The organism is Sphingomonas bacterium, from assembly GCF_903643035.1.
Classification (GTDB): domain Bacteria; phylum Pseudomonadota; class Alphaproteobacteria; order Sphingomonadales; family Sphingomonadaceae; genus Sphingomonas.
On sequence record NZ_CAHJWW010000027.1, the window covers coordinates 1 to 18,953 of the forward strand.

General features: G+C 67.0%; 19 protein-coding genes. 1 reads left to right on the plus strand and 18 read right to left on the minus strand.

Going from position 1 to position 18,953, the window contains the following annotated elements; all coding sequences use genetic code 11:
- Positions 1-98: 98 nt before the first annotated feature.
- The 9 genes from HUV01_RS03245 to HUV01_RS03285 form a co-directional block, all read right to left on the minus strand.
- Positions 99-1,889 carry a DUF4062 domain-containing protein gene (locus tag HUV01_RS03245; RefSeq protein WP_174296883.1) on the minus strand — a complete coding sequence of 597 codons (1,791 nt, stop codon included), beginning with the start codon at positions 1,887-1,889 and terminating at the stop codon, positions 99-101.
- Positions 1,890-2,056: 167 nt separating this feature from the next.
- Positions 2,057-2,896 carry an aKG-HExxH-type peptide beta-hydroxylase gene (locus tag HUV01_RS03250; RefSeq protein ID WP_174296884.1) on the minus strand — a complete coding sequence of 280 codons (840 nt, stop codon included), beginning with the start codon at positions 2,894-2,896 and terminating at the stop codon, positions 2,057-2,059.
- Positions 2,893-3,477 carry a cyclophane-containing peptide 2OG-Fe(II) oxygenase YhhC gene (gene yhhC, locus HUV01_RS03255; protein ID WP_174296885.1) on the minus strand — a complete coding sequence of 195 codons (585 nt, stop codon included), beginning with the start codon at positions 3,475-3,477 and terminating at the stop codon, positions 2,893-2,895. Before yhhC ends, HUV01_RS03250 begins: the two co-directional genes overlap by 4 nt.
- Positions 3,474-4,592, minus strand: a complete 1,119-nt coding sequence (gene yhhB, locus HUV01_RS03260) for a cyclophane-forming radical SAM/SPASM peptide maturase YhhB (RefSeq protein ID WP_174296886.1) — start codon at positions 4,590-4,592, stop codon at positions 3,474-3,476. The genes yhhC and yhhB overlap by 4 nt, the downstream gene beginning before the upstream one ends.
- Before the next feature lie 15 nt (positions 4,593-4,607).
- Complete coding sequence (yhhA, locus tag HUV01_RS03265) at positions 4,608-4,766, minus strand: YhhA family cyclophane-containing RiPP (RefSeq protein ID WP_174296887.1); 159 nt, start codon at positions 4,764-4,766, stop codon at positions 4,608-4,610.
- 387 nt (positions 4,767-5,153) lie between these two features.
- Positions 5,154-5,918, minus strand: coding sequence for a hypothetical protein (locus HUV01_RS03270; RefSeq protein WP_174296888.1), 765 nt, complete (start codon positions 5,916-5,918; stop codon positions 5,154-5,156).
- Positions 5,919-5,926: 8 nt separating this feature from the next.
- The gene (locus tag HUV01_RS03275) at positions 5,927-7,267 is read right to left on the minus strand and encodes an AAA family ATPase (RefSeq protein ID WP_174296889.1); all 1,341 of its coding nucleotides are present in this window, start codon (positions 7,265-7,267) and stop codon (positions 5,927-5,929) included.
- Between the two features lie 852 nt (positions 7,268-8,119).
- On the minus strand, positions 8,120-9,295 hold the full coding sequence (locus HUV01_RS03280) for a zinc-dependent alcohol dehydrogenase (RefSeq protein ID WP_174296890.1): 1,176 nt from the start codon (positions 9,293-9,295) through the stop codon (positions 8,120-8,122).
- A 106-nt stretch (positions 9,296-9,401) separates the two neighbouring features.
- Positions 9,402-10,487, minus strand: a complete 1,086-nt coding sequence (locus HUV01_RS03285; RefSeq protein WP_174296900.1) for an alkene reductase — start codon at positions 10,485-10,487, stop codon at positions 9,402-9,404.
- A 282-nt stretch (positions 10,488-10,769) separates the two neighbouring features.
- On the opposite strand from HUV01_RS03285, the gene HUV01_RS03290 reads away from it, so the two are divergent.
- Positions 10,770-12,164 carry an SDR family oxidoreductase gene (locus HUV01_RS03290; RefSeq protein ID WP_217430890.1) on the plus strand — a complete coding sequence of 465 codons (1,395 nt, stop codon included), beginning with the start codon at positions 10,770-10,772 and terminating at the stop codon, positions 12,162-12,164.
- Positions 12,165-12,356: 192 nt separating this feature from the next.
- Here HUV01_RS03290 and HUV01_RS03300 read toward each other — a convergent pair whose 3' ends face one another.
- The 9 genes from HUV01_RS03300 to HUV01_RS03340 form a co-directional block, all read right to left on the minus strand.
- Positions 12,357-13,250 (minus strand): alpha/beta fold hydrolase, encoded by an 894-nt coding sequence (locus tag HUV01_RS03300; protein WP_174296891.1) that lies wholly within the window; start codon positions 13,248-13,250, stop codon positions 12,357-12,359.
- The gene (locus HUV01_RS03305) at positions 13,247-14,332 is read right to left on the minus strand and encodes a catalase family protein (protein ID WP_174296892.1); all 1,086 of its coding nucleotides are present in this window, start codon (positions 14,330-14,332) and stop codon (positions 13,247-13,249) included. Before HUV01_RS03305 ends, HUV01_RS03300 begins: the two co-directional genes overlap by 4 nt.
- 49 nt (positions 14,333-14,381) lie before the next feature.
- Complete coding sequence (locus HUV01_RS03310) at positions 14,382-15,590, minus strand: zinc-dependent alcohol dehydrogenase (protein WP_174296893.1); 1,209 nt, start codon at positions 15,588-15,590, stop codon at positions 14,382-14,384.
- Positions 15,591-15,620: 30 nt separating this feature from the next.
- Entirely contained in the window at positions 15,621-15,836 is a 216-nt protein-coding gene (locus HUV01_RS03315) for a hypothetical protein (protein ID WP_174296894.1), read from the minus strand.
- Positions 15,833-16,402, minus strand: coding sequence for a type 1 glutamine amidotransferase domain-containing protein (locus tag HUV01_RS03320; RefSeq protein ID WP_174296895.1), 570 nt, complete (start codon positions 16,400-16,402; stop codon positions 15,833-15,835). Before HUV01_RS03320 ends, HUV01_RS03315 begins: the two co-directional genes overlap by 4 nt.
- Before the next feature lie 4 nt (positions 16,403-16,406).
- Complete coding sequence (locus HUV01_RS03325; RefSeq protein WP_174296896.1) at positions 16,407-16,913, minus strand: DUF1440 domain-containing protein; 507 nt, start codon at positions 16,911-16,913, stop codon at positions 16,407-16,409.
- Positions 16,910-17,380, minus strand: a complete 471-nt coding sequence (locus HUV01_RS03330) for a hypothetical protein (RefSeq protein WP_174296897.1) — start codon at positions 17,378-17,380, stop codon at positions 16,910-16,912. The genes HUV01_RS03325 and HUV01_RS03330 overlap by 4 nt, the downstream gene beginning before the upstream one ends.
- Positions 17,377-17,991 (minus strand): carboxymuconolactone decarboxylase family protein, encoded by a 615-nt coding sequence (locus tag HUV01_RS03335; RefSeq protein ID WP_174296898.1) that lies wholly within the window; start codon positions 17,989-17,991, stop codon positions 17,377-17,379. Before HUV01_RS03335 ends, HUV01_RS03330 begins: the two co-directional genes overlap by 4 nt.
- Positions 17,991-18,953, minus strand: a 963-nt coding sequence (locus tag HUV01_RS03340; protein WP_174296899.1) for an NAD(P)-dependent alcohol dehydrogenase, incomplete at its 5' end; no start/stop codon positions are given. The genes HUV01_RS03340 and HUV01_RS03335, both read right to left, overlap by 1 nt.

The following is an 18,953-nucleotide window of genomic DNA, read 5'->3' on the forward strand; positions in this document are numbered from 1 at the left end:
CAGGGGGTGGAAACGGGTCGTCTGGTGAGCCCCACAGGCGAACCGCACGACACCGCGCCACCTCCTGACTCTACTCGGCAACTCGCGCTTTCAGGCGGTCAGTTTGGATGTCCGCTCGGCAATACGGCGCCATCACCCGAAAGCTCGGGTGCCGCGGCGGCGCCCGCTTGGCCAGCGATCAGTGCGTCGAGCCTGCTGTACAGCTCCTGGAGCTCGTCGCGCTCCTTCGTGTCGGCGGCGAGCGCGATAGCCTGGCGAAGCGCGACCTCCGCCTCGCCGGTCCGGCCCGCGGCCTCGTGGAGCTTTCCGAGGCTAGCGTAAGCGTCGGCGGCCGCGTCGTGGCGCTGCGTGGTCTCGAACAGCCCAGCAGCCTTGTCGTAAGCCCGCTGCGCCTCGTCATCGTGGCCGAGCGTCTCAGCCACGCGGCCGAGGTGGTCGACGGCATCCGCCAGCTTGGACAGGTCTCGTGCGCGCTCCAGCACCTCCTCAGCGGCGAGGTAGGCTTCTCTTGCCCCGTTCAGTTCGCCAAGCTCTTCAAGTGCCGACCCGCGGCCGACGTGCAGGTCACCGAGGTCCTCCGACAGGCCCGCCTCCTCGTTGATTCTTATTGCGTCGGCATAGAGGCCCGCCGACCGGCGATGGTCCCCGTCTTCCTGGGCGAGTCTCGCCCTGACCGTGACGGTACGGGCGAGCAGGGCCGGTCGGGGCGACACGTCGAGCAGCGCCTCCGCGTTCGCGAGCAGCGCGTCCTGTTCCGGTCGCTCGTCGGGGCCCGATAGCAGGTCGGCGAGGTTCACCTGCGCCTCAGCCGAGTAAGGCCCCTTCTCCGCCGCGAGGTGGGCTACGGCCTCCCGTGCCGTGAGCACGGCCTCGTTGTTGCGGCCGAGCCGGGCGAGCAGCCGGCTATCGCCGACCTGCGCGCGCCCGAGCAGCACCACATCGTTTACCGCACGCGCGAGGTTGGCCGCGCGCTCGTACATGGCAGCGGCCTGCGTCTTGCGGTGCTGCGCGGCCAGGAACTCGCCGTAGTCGAGCATGGCCTCCACGTCGCCGGCGCCCGTGGCGCGCTCGGCCATGATCGTTTCCGCTAACGTGATGAGGCCCTGGCGCACTAGGCGCCGCGCCCGGTCGAGAGGTGCCTCGGTTGGACCGGCCTCGTCGGCGCCCGCTCTTGGCAGTTCGGGCAGCGTCGGTCCGCTGACCGAGTCCGCAGGTACCGCGTCGGGCACGCCGCCGGCCAGTTGCCCCGCCTGGTTCCCAGCCGTCTCGAGCTCGTGCACGCACGAGGCCAGGAAGGCCCTGAGCCTGTCTTCGAAGTCCCGAACACTCTCGAACTGGTAGTACATTAGCTGCCGTTCGCGCTCGAGCTCGCTCTTGAAGTCGAGCACCGCCCTGAGCTGCTTGCCGGGATCGGCGATTTGGTTGGGTGCCACGCTCATGAAGAAGACCTGGATGTGCTTCATGGGCTTGTCCGGGTCGGCGTGGCAGCGGTTCGCCAGCCGGTATTCCTCCTCCGTGCCTGAGGTGGCGCCGTCGGGCGCGCCCGACTCACTGCCCCACCTGTCCTGCAGTACAAGGACAAGCGCGTCGCACTCTTCCAGTTCGCGGTTGATCAGCGCCTGCGGTCGGCCCAGCCCGCCCAGCGTCGCCTCCCAAGCAACCGGGATGAAAACGACCTTGCGCCTGATCGCGTCCTCGACGTTGTACTTCTCGAGCACTGCCCTGAAGGTGTTGCGCACCTCAGTCAGCCCGCCGGGGGACGCGATGAAGATGCGGAAACCGGTCAGTTGTGTCGTCAAGCGAGTCCCCTTCGCATCGCCAAGCGCCATGATAGCCGGCGCGCGCGGCGCCTCAAGCGAATCGATGAAAATGCTGGCGGAGTAAGCCAAGGCGTCGGCTGCATGCCGTCCGCCCCCGGTCGACGGGGTCCTCGGGGCCAGCCGAGCTGGGGCAGCAGGACTTCGGCTCGAAACCACCGCAGGGGATCGACAGATTGGAGGCCGTTCCGTGCGTCCCGTCCGCGCCCGGGCGCCTTCGCGCGTGTGCCGGGCCCGTCCTAGTGCGCGCGGGAGGCGAGACGTCGCGCGAGGGCGCGCCCGGTGGGCGTGAGCTCGCCGCTCGCGGCCACGGCGGCGGCTTCTGCGGTTTCCGCGTCGATGGCCTCGAGCCGACGCCGGAGGTACTCTGTCCGGCTCGGGTCGGCTGAGGCGGGCACAGCGCACAAGAGCTCCTCCACCGCTCGGAACACGTACAGGCCGTGCAGTACCCCCTGGGCAGGGCGCGGCCGACGCTGCCAAGGCGAAGACCAGCGCTCCTCCTCGCCGGCAACGAGTGGGACCACGTCCTCGGCCAGGCTGAGCTGGAGGTGCATCGCCTCGTGCACGAGCGCCTCGGCGACGCGCAGACCTTCGTGCTTTACCGGCGCGTCGTGGATGCCAACGAAGACGGAGAATGGCACCTCGGGATCGCTGTAGCTCACGTCGTAGGCGGGGTCGGCGGTCATTAGTGGGTGCAGCGAGCGCACCAGTGCCGCCACGGTCGCCGCCGCCGCAGGTGACGCCGCCAGCTCCGCCAGTCCTGCGGCCAGCGCGTCGCGCAGGCGGTCGGGCGGCAGGCGCGCCTCCCTGATGCCGAGCTCGGCGTAGCGCTGCGGGATGCTGCCGGCGAAGGCCTCGACGAGGATCGGCTCGCCCGGTCCCTGTATCGGAACCAGCGTGGTGACGATCCGCCGCGGTGCGGGGTCTCCCGCCAGGGCGCGAGCCGTCGAGTAGCCCGCCTGGTCGATCCCGACTGCCATCAGCCGTCGCCAGCCGACCGCAGACAGGATGGCGGGCATGTCGGAATCGAGGACGGGACCCTCGGTCTCTAGCGCGCGACGAACGTTGTCGGCGATCACGCGACCGACCGGCGAAACGTGTATACGACCGTGAAGCGCTCGCCCGAGCGGACGGTCGAGACTGCGTGGTGCGAGCGCGCGGAGATTTCGAAGCCGAACCCGCTGCCGTGCTCGGGCATGATCACGTCTACGAGCGTCTCGGGCGCGTCGCCCGCGAAGATCATCAGGAGCCCGCCGCGGTCGGCGCTCCAGCCCTCGTTGAACTGCACCAGGAGACGGTGGGTCTCCTCCTCCCCGATGTGGTCGTTGTGGATGCGGATGGTCTGCCCCGCCGTAAGCCGGTGGGCGCAGGCTCCGACGAGTTCGAGCGGACCCGCATCGTAAAGCAATCGCTCCAGTGCCTGGCGCACGCCCCCGACGAAGGCGTCAGACACGAGGTCCGCCACCGGGGCGGGCGGTGTCGCACCGAGCAGGTCGATCTCATGCTGCTCGTAGAAGTCCTCCACCCTGAGGCGCCAGTCCGCCTCGTCCCGCAGCCAAGCGAGGGTCGCCCCGGCCAGCCCTGGCTCGATCAGGCCGGGCGCGCGGAAGTGCGGAAAGGGGTCCTGGGCGGCCTGCGCCCGGTCGAGGTTCGGCGTCACGCCACTTTGGCCAGCCCGACGCGCCGCCGCATCGCTGCGATCAGCGTCTTCTGGTCGGCGCAGAAGACGCTCGGGTTCGCGAGGCCACCCGCCGCGCTCCACCGGTGTGTCGGCATGCCGCCGCCGCAGACCGCGAGCTCGGGGCAGGACAGACACGCCGACGCGCTCGGCCGCTGCGCGGCGTGGTAGGCCGCGAACTCGGGCGAGGAGGCGAAGGCTACGACATCGTCGCGCAGGATCGAGGTTGGGCGAGCAAAGCGGTCGCCCGCGCGGGCGGACTTGAGCGTGTCGTTCTTCGCGAGCCCGCCATCGGTATCCACGACGAGGATCCCGTACTCGGCGGTGCCGACGCCCTCCTTTCGCGAGGCGCCGCCCATCGCGAGCCGTAGCATATCATCAAGCACCCGCACGCGAATCGGAGTCGGGTCGGCGAGGTAGTGGTCCAGCATGCGGACCATCCAGTCGCCGTACTCGGTGCTCGCGTGAGAGGCCTTCCCAGGCGGCAGAGCGTCGTGGTTCCCGTCGCGGTAGAGCACGTCGATGCTGGGCGCGCCGAGCGCCTTGAGGTGCTCGTAGACCGCCGCGGGCTCGGCCGCGAGATCGATTACCGCGAGCAGCCCAGTGAGGAGTTCTCGCCCGGCAGGGTGGGCAAGCACCCTGCGCACCGCGGTCGCTACGCGGTCGTGCGAGCCGCGGCCGGCGTGGTCCGGACGGTGGGCGTCGTGCACTTCAGCTGGGCCGTCAAAGCTAATGCTGATTCCGACGTCGTGCTTGGCGCAGATCGCGATCACCTCGTCGCTGAGCAGGAGGGCGTTGGTCTGCAGGTGCAGTCCAGAGGCGGGACCTAGCGCCTCGCGCAGCGTTCGGCAGGCGCGCTCAAAGCGCTCGGCCCCGATCAGCAGCGGTTCGCCGCCGTGGAAGACAACGCTGAGCGGGGCGGCCTGCGCCGCGACCAGTCTCGCGAGTTGGCTCGAGAGGACGTCAACCGTTGCGTTCGCCATGCGCTTGGGCTGCAGTCGCCAAGCATCGTCGCCCATCTGGTAGACGTAGCAGTAGTCGCAGTTCAGGTTGCACCGGCTCGCCAGCTTGACGAGCACGGTGTCGATCCGGATCATGTCGCGTGCCGGCCGCTACCGGTTGTGCCGGTTGTGCATGCGGTTGTAGGCGGTCGGCTGCGACTCCGTGCTGTTCCGGACCTCCTCCATCAAGCGTGCAAGCGCAACGCTGTCCAGCTGCACCGTGGTCGGACGCGCCTTGTTAGCGGTCGGGGCGATGCGGGTGCTCTCCATTGCAAATCTCCATGGCGGGTGCGTCACCTATAGCATGGCGCTTCGCCAATCCAAAGTCGCATAAGCCGAACGACCCAAGGAACACCTGACTTGCTATCTTTGCTAGACTACCAAGCATTGCCTGCTCTTCCTGTGCAGGATGTGCACGATACGGCAATAATCCGACCAGTTCTGGAGCCATCTCGGAGTTGCATGATGACAAAACAAGGTCAGGCGTCTTGCGCGACATTGTGCTAGTCCGTTCTGCAGTCTCAACTAACATTTAACCTTCCGCGCCAGTCAAAATAATTTGTTCGATTTGCTTAAAGCCGAGAGATGCCAGCTTCGACAATCGAGGTGGTTCGCTGGACATTGAGGTGCCTGCGGCGGGTTCGGCACGAGCATTCATCATGCCGGGAGTGGATTAGCCGCTATGAAGGTCCTGGCCATCGCGCTGAACGGCGATTGGGGCAGGGGCGCCTCCGCATAGAGCCTCCTCGCGTCGCTAACAATCTTGACCGCCGCAGGATGGGGGTCGCCGGCGAAGATCCAGGCCTGCGCGTGCGCGTCCCGCAGGGCGGCGATCCGCATGTCGCGGGCGCGGTGCTCCAGCCTGTCGAGGCCGAGCACCTCGACGGTGGCCTGACCTCGTGGCGTACGTCCTACCGGCAGCTCCTCCACGAACTCGATGTGTGCGTCGAGGTCTGTGTCCACGTCGGGCTTGAGCAGGAGCGTGCCCTCGACCGTCAGGTCCACGTGATGGTTCGCAGCGCGCTTGGCGGGGTCGGCGAGCGGGAAGAGCGTCTTCTTGTTGCTGCGATTGCAGAATTGGCAGGCGAGCAGCAGGTTGTCCCAGCAGTAGGCGAGCCAGTAGTAGCCGGGCAGGACCGGCGTCGCGCCGCGCTTCTGGGTCACCGCCCCCTTGGGACGCCAGTGGTCGATGTGGCCGTCCGCGTAGGGTTTGGGCACTACTACCTCGCAGTAGGCGCACTTGCCGTGCTGATCCTCCTCAAGTTTCGATCGGACCGTCTGGTGGCCATAGACCCCGGCCTTGAAGTCGAAAGTCTTCCGGCCGTCGTCATATGGCTTGGGATCCTTGTCGTAGTCGGCTCGGTGCGTGGCCGCCGCGTTGGCGCCAGCGTTCAAGAGGACCGCGGGCGCGTTGCCCTTCACAATGCTGATCACAGTGCTATGCCGACGTCGTTCTGCTCGTCGGCTGTCATAAGGCTTTCGAGCTCCGCCTCCGTGACGTGGGCGCCTCCCTGCAGCGCATGAGCCACGCGGTTCAAGCCGAGCAGGCGGTATTTTTCCGACGAGTCCAGGTCGCGGCGCTGCAGCAGGCTCCTGCGCTCACGGAGCAAGGCTTCGAACCGGGTAGCCAGCGAAGTCTCGAGCTCGAAAAGCCCGGTCACGACCTCGTCGAGCTTGACCGCGGAGACCGGGAAGGGGTCGGGCGCGATCACGGAGTGCGATCCCTGCCAGCTCACGATAGAGATCGGGTCACCCTGTGCGACGCTCTCCTGGGCGGTCACTGGGGAGTGCGTCGTGACGATAAACTGGATGCGCGGAAAGTGCTGCAGTAGCTGCGCTCGCAAGCTCCTCTGCCAGACGGGGTGGAGATGCAGCTCGACCTCGTCGATAAGCACGATCGCGCTTTCGGAGAATGGATCGGGACTGCCGGGGAATCGCACGTGAAGGCGCCAAGCTAAGTCCGCTATCCAGGCTATGGTCGTCTGCGCGCCCAGGCTCAGGTCGGCCAGCGGCACCAATCCTGACCGGGTATCCACCCTTATCCCTCCAGTGCCCCGGATGTGGACCTTTTCCTTCGTCAGGTCCGGTACTAGCGCGATGAGTACCGTCTTCAGCTTGTCGAGAATGCGATCGAGCCTAAGTGCCGCCTCCGCGTCGTCGTTTCGCGCCGCGTCGAGCGACTGGTAGTCGAGCCTCTCCGCCACCTCGTCCGGATCAAACAGCGCGATTCGTTCGTCGAACAGGGCTTCGGTGGCCTCCACCTCGGCAAAGTCGGCCATGTTTTTGTGTCCAGCGTGTCTGAATGCGCTGTAGGCGATGACCAGCGGCCCGTTGCCTTCGAGGCGCCGCTGTGCCCTGATGGGTTCGGCGGAGACCAGCTTCCCACTTGCGGTCCGGATCCTGTAGCCGATTGAGAAGCTCTCGCCGCTTTCGAAGGTGAGGTCTGCCTCGAGCGCAGCCTCGACCGCTTCGCCCTTTCGCACTAGGCCGATGATCCTCGCGTTCTCGTAGTCGGCCATACCCGGCTCTGCCCAGGATGGCGGCGCCGCCTCCTCGCCCGTGCTCTGGGCTGGCTCGTCCGTTCCGAACGACGGCACGGGACGCAGGGCGGCGAGGGCTTGGAGCAGTGTGGTCTTGCCCACGCCGTTCTCCCCGATGATCACGCACCACCGGGAGGGCACTCCGTCCTTGGAGAGGTCTAGCGTCTGCCGCCCACCGAACGCGCGCACGTTCGTCAGCGAGAGCCTGAGATAGTATATGGGATCGGTCATCATGACCTCATTAGTCGCGTGCGCGCCGGCGGGCGAACTCTTTCCATGCTGGCGAAGGCTGTCGCATCTAGCTCAGGCTGCCAACCCGATTGACGAAGCGCCCGGGAACCCGGCCGCATGGCCGTCAGGAGTCGAGCCCGTCAAGCAGGCTAGGCAGCAGCGCGGCGACGATGCGACCGATCTCGAGGTGGACGCGCACGATACCGGCTATCGCGTCCCGCTAGCACTGAGAGCTGCTGTATCTTCCTTGCGGTGAAAATTTCGCCGCGCCCCGGGCGGCGGGCGGATTTCGATCCGCCACGCGACACCACCGCTGCGCGATGTGAACAAAAGTGTGGCCCGCCCCGTTTCCAAGCTGGATGTTGAGGTGATTTGATCGGTCTGCGTCAACGTATGCGGTCTCGTGGGTGAATCCACGGCCAAGATGGACATCCGCGCGTCCAGAGCTCCGAAATGGCGGCGGCATCGAGTGCCAATTCGTTCACCGGGCTTTCCGAACGCCGATTGACTGTCAGGCCATCTGCTCGATCCTTCCTGCAAACACCGTGGGCTACACGCCTCTCAGCGCGCTGCCGATCTGATCACGCCGCGGCGGGGTAGCCGCGCTCGAAGGTGGAGCCTTTGCGCAAGGCTGCCCAGGCGATCCGCGCCAGCTTGTTGGCCAGCGCCACGGACGTTCGCTAACCAGCACGTCGGGACCTTCATGATCGGAAAGGCATGCGTCAAAAGCGGTCGTGGCGCGGAGATGAATGAACGTCTGGAGTTGGAAAGCAGGGAAGGGGCCCCGAATGACCGCAAGTGGGTCGTTGCTGCGTCCGCGATCTAATTGCCGGGACGCAGCAACGAAGCGCTTTAGCCGTGAGGGCGCATGACGACCTTGATGACGCCATCTTCCTTGTCGCGGAACTTGGCATACATCTCGGGCGCGTCCTCAAGGCTGGCCGGGTGAGTGATGACGAAGCTCGGGTCGATGGCGCCGGCCACGATCTTCTCCAGCAGCGGCTTGGTATAGCGCTGGACGTGGGTCTGCCCGAGCTTGATCGTCAGCCCCTTGTTCATGGCCGCTCCGATCGGCAGCTTGTCGCCCATGCCGACATAGACGCCAGGCACCGACACCGTGCCGCCCTTGCGGCAGCTGATGATCGCCTGCCGCAGCGAGTGGACGCGGTCGGTGGCAAGCATCATGCTCGCCTTCACCTTGTCCATGACGGCGTCGGCCGAGCCGTGTGCGGCAGCCTCGCAGCCGACCGCATCGATGCAGCTGTCGGGGCCACGGCCCTTGGTCCGCGCCTGCAGCTCGTCATAGACGTCGGTCGTACTGAAATCGATCGTCTCGGCGCCGCCGGCCTCGGCCATGGTGAGACGCTCGGGCACCTCGTCGATCGCGATCACGCGGCCGGCACCCATCATCAGCGCGGAGCGGATCGCGAACTGGCCGACCGGGCCGCAGCCCCAGATCGCGACGGTGTCGCCCGGCTCGATCTGCGCGTTCTCGGCGGCCATGTAGCCGGTGGGGAAGATGTCGGACAGGAACAGCGCCTGATCGTCAGTCACGCTGTCCGGGATCTTGATAGGCCCGATGTCGGCCATCGGTACGCGCAGATACTCCGCCTGACCGCCGCAGTAACCGCCCAGCATGTGGCTGAAGCCGAACAGGCCGGCGGGCGAGTGGCCCATTGCCTTGGCGGCCATCTCGGCATTGGGGTTGGTGCGATCGCAGGCGGCGAACAGGCCCTTCTTGCAGAACCAGCAATCGCCACAGCTGATCGTGAACGGCACCACCACGCGGTCGCCGATCTTCAGGTTCGTCACCTCGGACCCGAGCGCGACCACCTCGCCCATGTTCTCGTGGCCCAGGATGTCGCCCGCCTCCATCGTCGGCTGATAGCCGTCGAGGAGGTGAAGGTCCGACCCGCAGATCGCGCATGCCGTGACCTTGATGATCGCGTCGCGCGGATGCTTGATCTCGGGATCCGCGACCGTGTCGACGCGGACGTCACCCTTACCGTGCCAGCATAGTGCGCGCATGTATCTTCTCCGTCTCAGCAGGAGCTCCGCCGGGATCGGAAAAGCAACTGAGCCGGATCAACGTCCCTGATCGTGGAACGGGCTCGGATGCCTTGTGGACATCGCCCTAGTCGAGGCCGACCGGTGCGCTCATCCCCGACCAGTCCGAATAGCCGACCGAGCCTCCCCCATACCAATATTGCTTGGGAGCCTCGGCGAGCGGGGCGCCGGTCCGCAGGCGCTCGACGAGATCGGGATTGGCGAGGAACGGCCGGCCGAAGCTGAACAAGTCAGCGTCGCCATGGGTCAGCGCCTCCTCGGCGAGTTCGAGCGTGTACTGGTTGTTGGCGATGTACGCGCCGGTGAAGCGCTTGCGCAGCTCCTGGAAGTCGATGCCGTCGGGCACGTCGCGCGTCTGCTGTGTCACGCCTTCGATGTCGTGGATGTAGAGCAGGCCGATCTCGGACAGTGCGTCGACGAACGCATCGAAGGTCTGCGCGGGCTGGCTGTCGAGCGGCGTCTTGCCGGGCTCGGTGGTTGCCGGAGAGATGCGGATGCCGACCCGCTTGGCGCCCCAGACCTCGACCACGGCACGAACCACGTCGAGGGGAAAGCGAAGGCGGTTCTCGATCGATCCGCCATACTCGTCCGTCCGCCGGTTGGTGCTGTCGCGGATGAACTGCTCGAGGAGGTAGTTGTTCGCGGCATGAACCTCGACGCCGTCGAAGCCGGCTGCCTTCGCCTGGGCGGCGGCGTGGCGGTAATCCTCGACGATGCCGGGAATCTCGTCCGTCTCGAGCGCGCGCGGAGTAACGAAGTCCTTGAGGCCGTCGTTGGTGAACGCCTGTCCCTCCGCCGCGATCGCGGACGGGGCGACGGGAAGCTCGCCGCCGTGCAGGTCGGGATGCGAGATGCGGCCGGTGTGCCAAAGCTGGAGGAAGATCATGCCCTCGCGCCGGTGCACGGCCTCGACGATCGGCCGCCAGGCCGCGACCTGCGCGTCCGACCAGATGCCGGGCGTCATCGCATAACCGCGTGCCTGGGCCGAGATGTTGGTCGCCTCGGTGATGATGAGGCCCGCATCGGCACGCTGGCCGTAATAGTCGGCGGCGAAGCCGGGCGGCACACCCTCCTCGTCCGAGCGGCTGCGTGTCAGCGGCGCCATGACGATGCGGTTCTTGAGGTGCAGATCGCCGATCGTGACCGGTTGCAGGACGCGGCTGGCAGGTGAAGCGGACGAAGGATGATCCTCCGTGGGGGACGACGAGACCCCGAGCGAGGCGAGGCTTACAACGCGCGAACGCCGGCTTGCTCCCAGGTGAAGGTGACGCCGAGACCGGGCCGGCTCGAGATCGTCCGGATAACTGTCTTCAACGGGACGACCCGACGTGGTGACAGCCTGGCCTGCCGCAACCACATCATCTCGTGGCGCTTTGACGGGAACGGGCCCGTGAATGGTAACGTTACCCCGGCATCCCCTATGTGAGAAGCGCCCATGAACGTCCAACTCAAGCCCATCGCCGATCAGGTCGTGGTAATCACCGGCGCGTCGTCCGGGATCGGGCTCGCGACGGCACGGCTCGCGGCCGAGCGCGGCGCCAAGCTGGTCCTGGCGGCGCGGAGCGAGGGCGCGCTCCGGCAGCTCGTGGAGGAGGTTCGCGGCAAGGGCGGGCAGGCGATCCACGTCGTCGCCGATGTCGGCCGGGAGGACGACGTGCGCCGCATCGCCAGCGAGGCCGAGGCCGCGTTCGGCCGCGTCGACACCTGGGTCAACAACGCCGGCATCGGTCTCTACGGCCGCCTCGAGGACACACCGGTCGACGACATGCGCAGGCAGATGGAGACCAACTACTGGGGCCAGGTCTACGGCTCGCTGGAAGCGGTGAAGCTGCTGCGGCGCCACGGCGGCGGGGCGATCATCAACGTTGGCAGCGAGGTGTCCGAGCGCGGCATCCCGCTCCAGGGCAGCTACTGTGCGACCAAGCACGCGGTGAAAGGCTTCACCGAGGCGCTCCGCATGGAGCTGGAGTGGGACGAGGCGCCCATCTCCGTCACGCTGGTGAAGCCGGGGCAAATCGACACGCCGTTTCCCGTCAACGCCAAGAACCACCTGTCGTCCGAACCCCACCACGTGCCGCCCGTCTACGCGCCCGCGGTGGTGGCTGAGACGATCCTGCATGCGGCGGTGAAGCCGGTGCGCGACGTCTATGCGGGCGGCGGCGCCAAGGGGATGGCGACGATGGCGCATTTGGCACCGGGCGGCATCGACCGGCCGATGGAGAAGATGGTCATCCCCGGCACGCCCAGCGGTCGGCCGCCGCTCCGGCCGATGGAGCGGAACGGCCTCGACCATGCCACCGAACGGCTGGAGGAGCGGGGCAACTACGAAGGCCACGTCATGCGGACGAGCCTCTACACCAAAGCCGCGCTCAATCCGCTGGCCACCGCGGCGGCGCTGATCGGCACCGGCGCCGCGCTGTTCGCCGCGCGCAAGCTCCTGCCGCACCTGCCGGCCAGGATCGGCGGCAGTGCCGGCGACACGACGGCCAAGGCGCTGCACATCACCCTGGAGGCGCGCCCGGGCAAGGCGGACGAGGTCGCGGCGCTGCTCGCGGGCATCCTGGCCGAGGTGGAGAGCGAACCGGCGACGCGGCCATGGTTCGGCCTGCGCCACGATGGCTCGACGTTCGAGATTTTCGAGGCGTTCCCGGACGAGGCCGGGCGCGAGGCGCATCTGACCGGCAAGGGCGCGGCACTGCTGATGGCACGGTCAAACGCCCTACTAGCGAAGCCGGCCCGGATCGATCGACTGGATGTGCTGATGCGGAAGGGTGAAGCCGCACCTGACATTCCGATGGTTAAAGCATCAGATCCCGCCGGAAAGTCCTGACGGCTGCCGTTTACAGGGTAGAAATGACCGGCGCGTGTGGAGGCATTCAGGGCGGCGGCGGCAGGATCGATTGTTCCGCCGGCACCGTCCGAGTCACGCGGACTCCTGGATCGGGCAACCGTCGAAGCGGCGTGGAACGCGGCGGAACGCTCGTACCGTGCCTCGAGGTGGCTTGGGCCACGTACCGCTCCGTCATCGCCCGCTGCCCAGCCATTCGATGACGCGGGCGTTGATCTTCTCGGGCATCTCGATGTGGAGCCAGTGGCTCGCGCCCTCGACGAACTCGAGCTTCCCGTCGTCGCACAGCGCCAGCCCCGCCTCGGCGACGTTGCGTTCGAGGAACAGGTCGTCGCCCGCCCACAGGATCAGCGTCGGCGGGGCAAGCCGCGCCGGCTTCTCGCCGTGCGGACGCTGGCGCAGCGCGCGATAGTAGTTCAGCATCGCGGTCAGCGATCCGGGATGCGCCCAGGCCTCGGCATAGCGGTCGAGCGCGCCCGGCTCGAACGTGCCCTTGTGTGCGCTGCCCTCGATCATGCCCCTGAGCCCGGCGAAGTCGAAGCTGCCGAGCGTCGCCTCAGGCACCCAGGGCAGCTGGAAGAACGCCACGTAGGTGCTTTTCAGCGCCTGGGTCGGATGCTTCAGCGCCTGCTTGCCCCAGACGTCGGGGTGCGGTCCGTCCATCAACACGACGCGCTCCAGCCGTTCCGGATACCTGGCCGCGACCCACCAGCTGATGACCGCGCCCCAATCGTGGGAGACAAGATGGAAGCGATCCGCGCCATACGCGTCGGCGATGCCGATCACGTCGGCGGCCAGCGTGTCGAGCTCGTACGCCGCGACCTCCTGCGGCGCGTCGCTGGTGTTGTAGCCGCGCATGTCGGGCACGACGACGTGATAGCCGGCCTCAGCCAACGGCGTGATCTGGTGGCGCCAAGCCCACCAGAACTCGGGAAAGCCGTGAAGCAGCACCAGCAGCGGCGCGCCCGGATCGCCTGCCTCAACGATATGGAGGTTCAGGCCGTTGATCCGCTTGGTCGTCTCGGTCCAGCCGGGCTGGAGCAGGTCGGTGGTCGAGCCCGCGCTCATGCCGGGATCTCCTCGATGCTGGCGGTGTCGGCGGCGGCGACACCGTTCTCGCGGTGGCGGAAGTCGCTGAGCGCCTTGTAGACCTGCAGCCGCGCGCGCATGACTCCGCCGAGCGGACGGTGGACCGCGAGACTGTGCGCGGGGCGGAAGGTCATCACCTCGTCGAAATAGCGGACCCGCTCGGGGCCGTAGGCGGCCTGCCGGGGCAGGCGGATCATCGCGACGGTCACGTATTGGCTGTCCTGCGCCGGCCATTCGACCGAGGTATCCTCGATCGGCTGCGTCTCGGCATTAGCCCATAGCTGCGCTCGCATCTCGAACACCGCGTCGTGCTGGTCGAAATAGTCGACTGCGGCGTGACGGAAGCCGTCCTCGTCTTGATGCGGATCGAGCTTCCAGTCGTCGAGAGCGAGCTGCTCGGGGGCGACCGGGAAGGCGCCGAGCTTGGCGACATAGTCGCCGAAACGGACGGGGCATTGGCTGAAATAATAGTCGTCGAGCGGATGACTGTAGGGGTGGCCGTAGAAGTCGAGCGTCGGACTAGGCCCGCCGGCGACCGCGTTCAGGACCTTGTTGATGTTGCGCGCGATGGAGGAGGCGGCGCTCTTCACACCTTCGGGCATCGGCGTCGTCAGGCCGATCTTCTTGGCCTGGGACAGGAAGCCCGCCGCGGTGCCGGCCGGAAAGGTCGGGCCGCTGGCCAGCACGAAATCCTGCGTCGGCGCATCGTGGCCGGGCAGCTTCTCGCCCTCAACCCCGAACACCTTGATCGCCATGCCGCGATGGGTGGACACGCGGTCGCCAAGGTTCTCGCCCGGCCCCTGCGCGAAGCGGACGGCCACCTGGTAGGTGCCGGCTTGGGCGAACAGCCCTTGAGCCAACTCGGGCGGCAGGCCGTCGACGACCGTCAGCTCGCCGATGACGCAGGCGGTGCTCTTGGCATGGCTGGCGCGGACGGCATGGCCTTCGCGCTTCTCGACCACCTGGCTCTCCTGGGTCATGCCCTTGATGATGCCGTCGATCGACTCATGCTCGTTCTCCTCAGGAGTTTCGATGTCGTCGCTATAGCGCAAATAGGTCATGGCTTAGTCTCCAGGGGGAGCGAGTGGTGGGCGATAAGGGCGGCACCGATCAGACGGCGGGTTCGAGCTCGACCTTCATCCAGCCCGGCAAGCGTTCGTCGAATGCCTTGTAGGCTTCGATCGCGCCGGTCATGGGCTCGACCTGGGTCAGGATCTTGACCGGGTCGAGCCGGCCGCTCGCGACATGGTCGAGCAGCACGTCGTAATAGGCGCGGTGGTTGGCATTGCCCATGCGCAGCGTCACGTTCTTGTTCATCGCCATGCCGATAGGAAAGGTGCGGTCGGTAGGCGGGTAGACGCCGATGATCGAGATCGTGCCGCCCTTGGCGACGCATTCCACGGCCCAGTCGAGAACCTGGCTCGGGTTGTCGCCGGCCTTGAAGTGGGAGGCGAACTTCCGCGCTGCGGGCTCGATCGCGTACTGCTCGACCAGCTCCTTGGCCTTGCCGAGCAGCCCCGGTGCGTCCGGTCCGCCGTGCGCGTGCTGCGCGTCGACGCCGACCGCATCGATGACCCGGCGTGCGCCGTCACCGCCGGTCAGCTTCAGAACCGCGTCCGGCACGTCGACCTCGTCGAAGTTGATGATCTCGGCTCCCTGCGCCCGCGCCATGTCGAGGCGGTCGGGCAGGCGATCGACCGCGATGACGCGGCCGCCCATCAGCTTGGCGCAAGCGATGGTGAGCTGGCCGACCGGGCCGCAGCCGAACACGAGGACGTGGTCGCCCTCATCGATCTGAGCCAGGTCGGCGCCGAACCAGGCGGTCGGCAGGATGTCGCTCATGAGGATCGCCTGATCGTCGCTGATCGCGTCCGGGATCGGCACGAGGTTGACGTCGGCCCACGGCACGCGCGCCTTCTCCGCCTGCAGCCCCTTCAGCCCGCCCGCGCCCTGCGGCCCGCCGAAAAAGGCGGTGCCCGCCCGCTTGCCCGCTGGATTGGCGTTGTCGCACTGCGCGTAGAACTGCCTGGCGCAGAACTGACACTCGCCGCAGCCGACAGTGGATGGGATGATAACCCGCTGGCCGACCTTGATGTCGCGGACCTCGGCGCCGACGCTTTCGACCACGCCGATGCCCTCGTGGCCGAGGATCTGCCCTTTCTTCATCCCGCTGAACGTGCCGCGAACGAAGTGGAGATCGGTGCCGCAGATCGCGGACGCGGTCAGGCGGACGATCGCGTCCTTGGGACTCTCGATGACGGGCTCGGGTACATCATCGATGCGGATATCGCCGATGGCGTGGAAAACGACGGCTTTCATGAAACTCTCCTCGGGATGCTCGTCACCGGGTCAGCGACGCGTCTCTACGGACGTGCAGCAGAACGCGACTGATCGGACGACATCACCGTCGGTCTTGGGCGTGAACGACGCTGCATTGGCCAGCGTCGAGGCGGCGGCATGCTCCGCATCCGGGCTGTCGACCGGCAGCACATGCTCTGCGATGGTATCGCCGCTGGCCGGATCGAAGATGCGGATCGTACAGGCATAGGACTTCAGTTCCGTCATGCGCGCGCCGCCTGCCCGGCATGCTTGCCCTCGCAGAACTCTTCGACGAGCTTGGCGCAGAAGGCTGGCAGGTCGTCGGGATCGCGGCTGGTGATGAGCCCCTGGTCCACGACCACCTCCTGATCGATCCAGGTGCCGCCCGCATTGCGGATGTCGGTCTGAAGCGTGGGAAAGGAGGTGAGCGTGCGGCCTTCGACTTCATCCGCCTCGATCAACGCCCACGGCGCGTGGCAGATCGCGGCGACGGGCTTGCCCGCGATGAAGAAGTCGCGGACGAACCCCACGACAGCCTTGGAGCCGCGCAGCTTGTCCGCTCCGACCGCACCGCCCGGAATGATGAGCGCATCGAACTCGGACGCGGATACGTCGCCGATCGCCTTTTCGACGTTGAAGGTCGCGCCGGGGTCGAGATCGTTGTTGACCGTCTGCGCATCCTCGGTGCCGAGGCTGATGACGGTGACCGTGCCGCCGGCCGTCTCCACCGCTGCCTTGGGCTTGGCAAATTCGGGCTCCTCGGTGCCGCGCGGCGCGATGAGGATGGCGATCTTCCTGCCGTCGAGTTTCATGGTTCTACTCCGCTGACTTGGTAAGCGTGCCGGCGACCTGCCGGCGAACGATTTCGCTGATCCCGCCGAAGACGAGGTGGGAGGCATAGCCGTAGAGCGTGGTCGAGAGTGGGGCCTTCCACGGCGCATCGCCCAAGCCGACGGCGGGGACGGCTGCCTCGTCGAGCAGCGTCGCAGTTCCGAGCCCGAAGGCGGTGCCGTAGCCGGCGGTCACCGAGGGACGGAACTCGGCGGCGATGCCGTAAGCCATGCCGAGCCCGATCCCGAGCGCGTAGTGGACGCTCTGCCCGGCGAGGGGCTTGGCGGCGCCCGATATCTCGTGGCCAGTCGCGGCCTTGGCAACGGCATCCGCTGCCTGCTCCGTCGCGGGTTCGTCCTCGCTGCTCCCCGAGGGAAGCAGCGAGGACGTCGCCGCCTGTAAGCGATCCATCGCGAAAGAGGCGACGGCACCGGCGATTGCACCCGAGACGATCCCGCGTGCGACCCGGACGGGGGTGCCAACGTCGCTCATGCCGCAGCCCTCGTCGCCAGCTTGGCACCCGCGGCGGTCGCCAGGCCAAAAGCGACGTGGTTGACCGCATGCATGCCGATCGTCTTGGCGTCCGAGCGCCATTCTGGCTGCTTCACCCCCAGCAGCGGACCCGTCAACCAGTGCGCCACCCCGTAGAAGGCGAGACCAAAGGCGATGCCGCTTGGCACGACACCAACGTCATCGTCGGTCGCCGCGGCATAGGCCACGCCAGCCAGCGCCGACAGCAGCAGGTGACCACCCTGCACGGCGGCCTGCTCCTGACCGTCCGGCGGGCGATTGCCCGTCGGCACGTGGTGCACGCCAAGTTGATGCGCGGATGCTCGGCCGAGGTCGGTCAACTCGGACGCTTTCCGGGTCTTCTTCTCCTGCACCATCATCATCGCGGTGAGGCCGAGCCCCGCCACCAACGCCCCTGCGACCGCACCCGCCGTTCGCTTGCTGTTCATGGACGATCTCCCGCCGCCTCTTCTTGAAGATCATCGGGCAGCCCCTCCTCGCGACCGGGTACCGACATGTCGTAGGCATTGAGCAGCAGCGAGACGAGGCAGTAACCGCCGACCAGATAGATCAGCTCGGCGGTCTGCTCCTCGCCGAACGCCCGTACGGCGCGATCATAGGTGGAGGCGGGAAGTTGCCGCCGGCCGGCGAGCACGGCCGCCACATCGTAGGCGGCAGCTTCCTCTGCGGTCAGGTCGGCAGGGCGCTGGCCGGCAGCGATCGCCGCTACCTTCTCCGGTGACAGCCCCGCAGCCTCGCCGACCCGCTCGTGCGCATAGAGTTCGTAGCGCGAGTTGAACGCAGCTCCCGTCACCAGGATCGCCACTTCGTGCGCGGGCTTCGGCAGCTTGGAATTGTCGATCAGCGCCTTGGTGTAGGTCCAGGCGGCGCGGCCGAAGGAGGGGAAGCGCAGCATGGGGGCGAACGGCCCGACCAGCGCGCCGTCCCCTCGCTTCGACACGAACCCCTTCAGATGCTCGGTGATGTAGCCGGCCATCTCGTCGTTGAGCGCGCGCAGGTCGTCCGGCATCTCTGCCGGCGGGAACGGAGGCGCGCGCATCAGGCCGCCTCATCCATCTCACGTTTGAGCGAGGCCATGTCGATGACATAGCGGAAGCGGACGTCTTCGTTCTTCACTTTCTTGTAGGCCTCGTTGACGTCCTGGATGTCGATCACCTGCACATCGGGCGCGATGCTGTGCTCGGCGCAGAAGTCGAGAACGTCCTGCGTCTCCTTGATCGAGCCGATCAGCGATCCCGCGAGCGTGCGGCGGTGCATGATCAGTTCCTGGTTGTTGTACTTGGGCTGCTCGTTGAGCGCACCCACCGCGCAGAAGGTCGCATTACGCTTCAGCAGGGTGATGAACGGGTCGACCTCGTGCTTCTCGGGCACCGTCGAGAGGATGAAGTCGAAGTGGAGCTCGAGCTCCTTGTAGGCCTGCTTGTCGCCCTCGACGACGACCTGCGTCGCACCTAGTGCCTTGGCCGCCTCGATCTTGTCCTTGTCGGTGGTGAACACCGTCACCTCGGCGCCCATCGCCTTTGCGAGCTTCACCGCCATGTGGCCAAGACCGCCAAGGCCGACGATTCCGACCTTGTCGCCCGCCTTCACGCCCCAGTGGCGGAGCGGCGAGAAGGTCGTGACGCCCGCGCACAGGATCGGTGCGGCCGCCTCGACCGGGATGCCCTCGGGCACCCGAAGGACGAAATCCTCCGGCACGACGATGACGTTGGAGTAGCCGCCAAAGGTGTTGTCCTCGGCGTAGGTGTTGACCCCGTCGTCGGTCTGCGCGGCGGGTTTCATCGGACCGTTGTAGGTGGCGAGCCAGCTGTTGTGACCTTCGCAGTGATGTTCGTCGCCCTCGCGGCAAGGCTCGCAGCTCCTGCAGCTGTCGATCATGCAACCGACGCCGACCAGGTCGCCGACCTTGTGCCTCGTCACCGATGCGCCCGCCTCGCTGACGCGGCCGACGATCTCGTGCCCCGGCATGCAGGGGTAGACGGTATTGCCCCAGTCGTTCTC

What these genes read in the sequence shown, in the direction of transcription:
- yhhB (WP_174296886.1), bottom strand. Translation starts at nt 4,592, where the DNA reads ATGATCCGGATCGACACCGTGCTCGTCAAGCTGGCGAGCCGGTGCAAC.
- yhhA (WP_174296887.1), bottom strand. Translation starts at nt 4,766, where the DNA reads ATGGAGAGCACCCGCATCGCCCCGACCGCTAACAAGGCGCGTCCGACC.
- HUV01_RS03275 (WP_174296889.1), bottom strand. Translation starts at nt 7,267, where the DNA reads ATGACCGATCCCATATACTATCTCAGGCTCTCGCTGACGAACGTGCGC.
- HUV01_RS03280 (WP_174296890.1), bottom strand. Translation starts at nt 9,295, where the DNA reads ATGCGCGCACTATGCTGGCACGGTAAGGGTGACGTCCGCGTCGACACG.
- HUV01_RS03290 (WP_217430890.1), top strand. Translation starts at nt 10,770, where the DNA reads ATGAACGTCCAACTCAAGCCCATCGCCGATCAGGTCGTGGTAATCACC.
- HUV01_RS03300 (WP_174296891.1), bottom strand. Translation starts at nt 13,250, where the DNA reads ATGAGCGCGGGCTCGACCACCGACCTGCTCCAGCCCGGCTGGACCGAG.
- HUV01_RS03305 (WP_174296892.1), bottom strand. Translation starts at nt 14,332, where the DNA reads ATGACCTATTTGCGCTATAGCGACGACATCGAAACTCCTGAGGAGAAC.
- HUV01_RS03310 (WP_174296893.1), bottom strand. Translation starts at nt 15,590, where the DNA reads ATGAAAGCCGTCGTTTTCCACGCCATCGGCGATATCCGCATCGATGAT.
- HUV01_RS03315 (WP_174296894.1), bottom strand. Translation starts at nt 15,836, where the DNA reads ATGACGGAACTGAAGTCCTATGCCTGTACGATCCGCATCTTCGATCCG.
- HUV01_RS03320 (WP_174296895.1), bottom strand. Translation starts at nt 16,402, where the DNA reads ATGAAACTCGACGGCAGGAAGATCGCCATCCTCATCGCGCCGCGCGGC.
- HUV01_RS03325 (WP_174296896.1), bottom strand. Translation starts at nt 16,913, where the DNA reads ATGAGCGACGTTGGCACCCCCGTCCGGGTCGCACGCGGGATCGTCTCG.
- HUV01_RS03330 (WP_174296897.1), bottom strand. Translation starts at nt 17,380, where the DNA reads ATGAACAGCAAGCGAACGGCGGGTGCGGTCGCAGGGGCGTTGGTGGCG.
- HUV01_RS03335 (WP_174296898.1), bottom strand. Translation starts at nt 17,991, where the DNA reads ATGCGCGCGCCTCCGTTCCCGCCGGCAGAGATGCCGGACGACCTGCGC.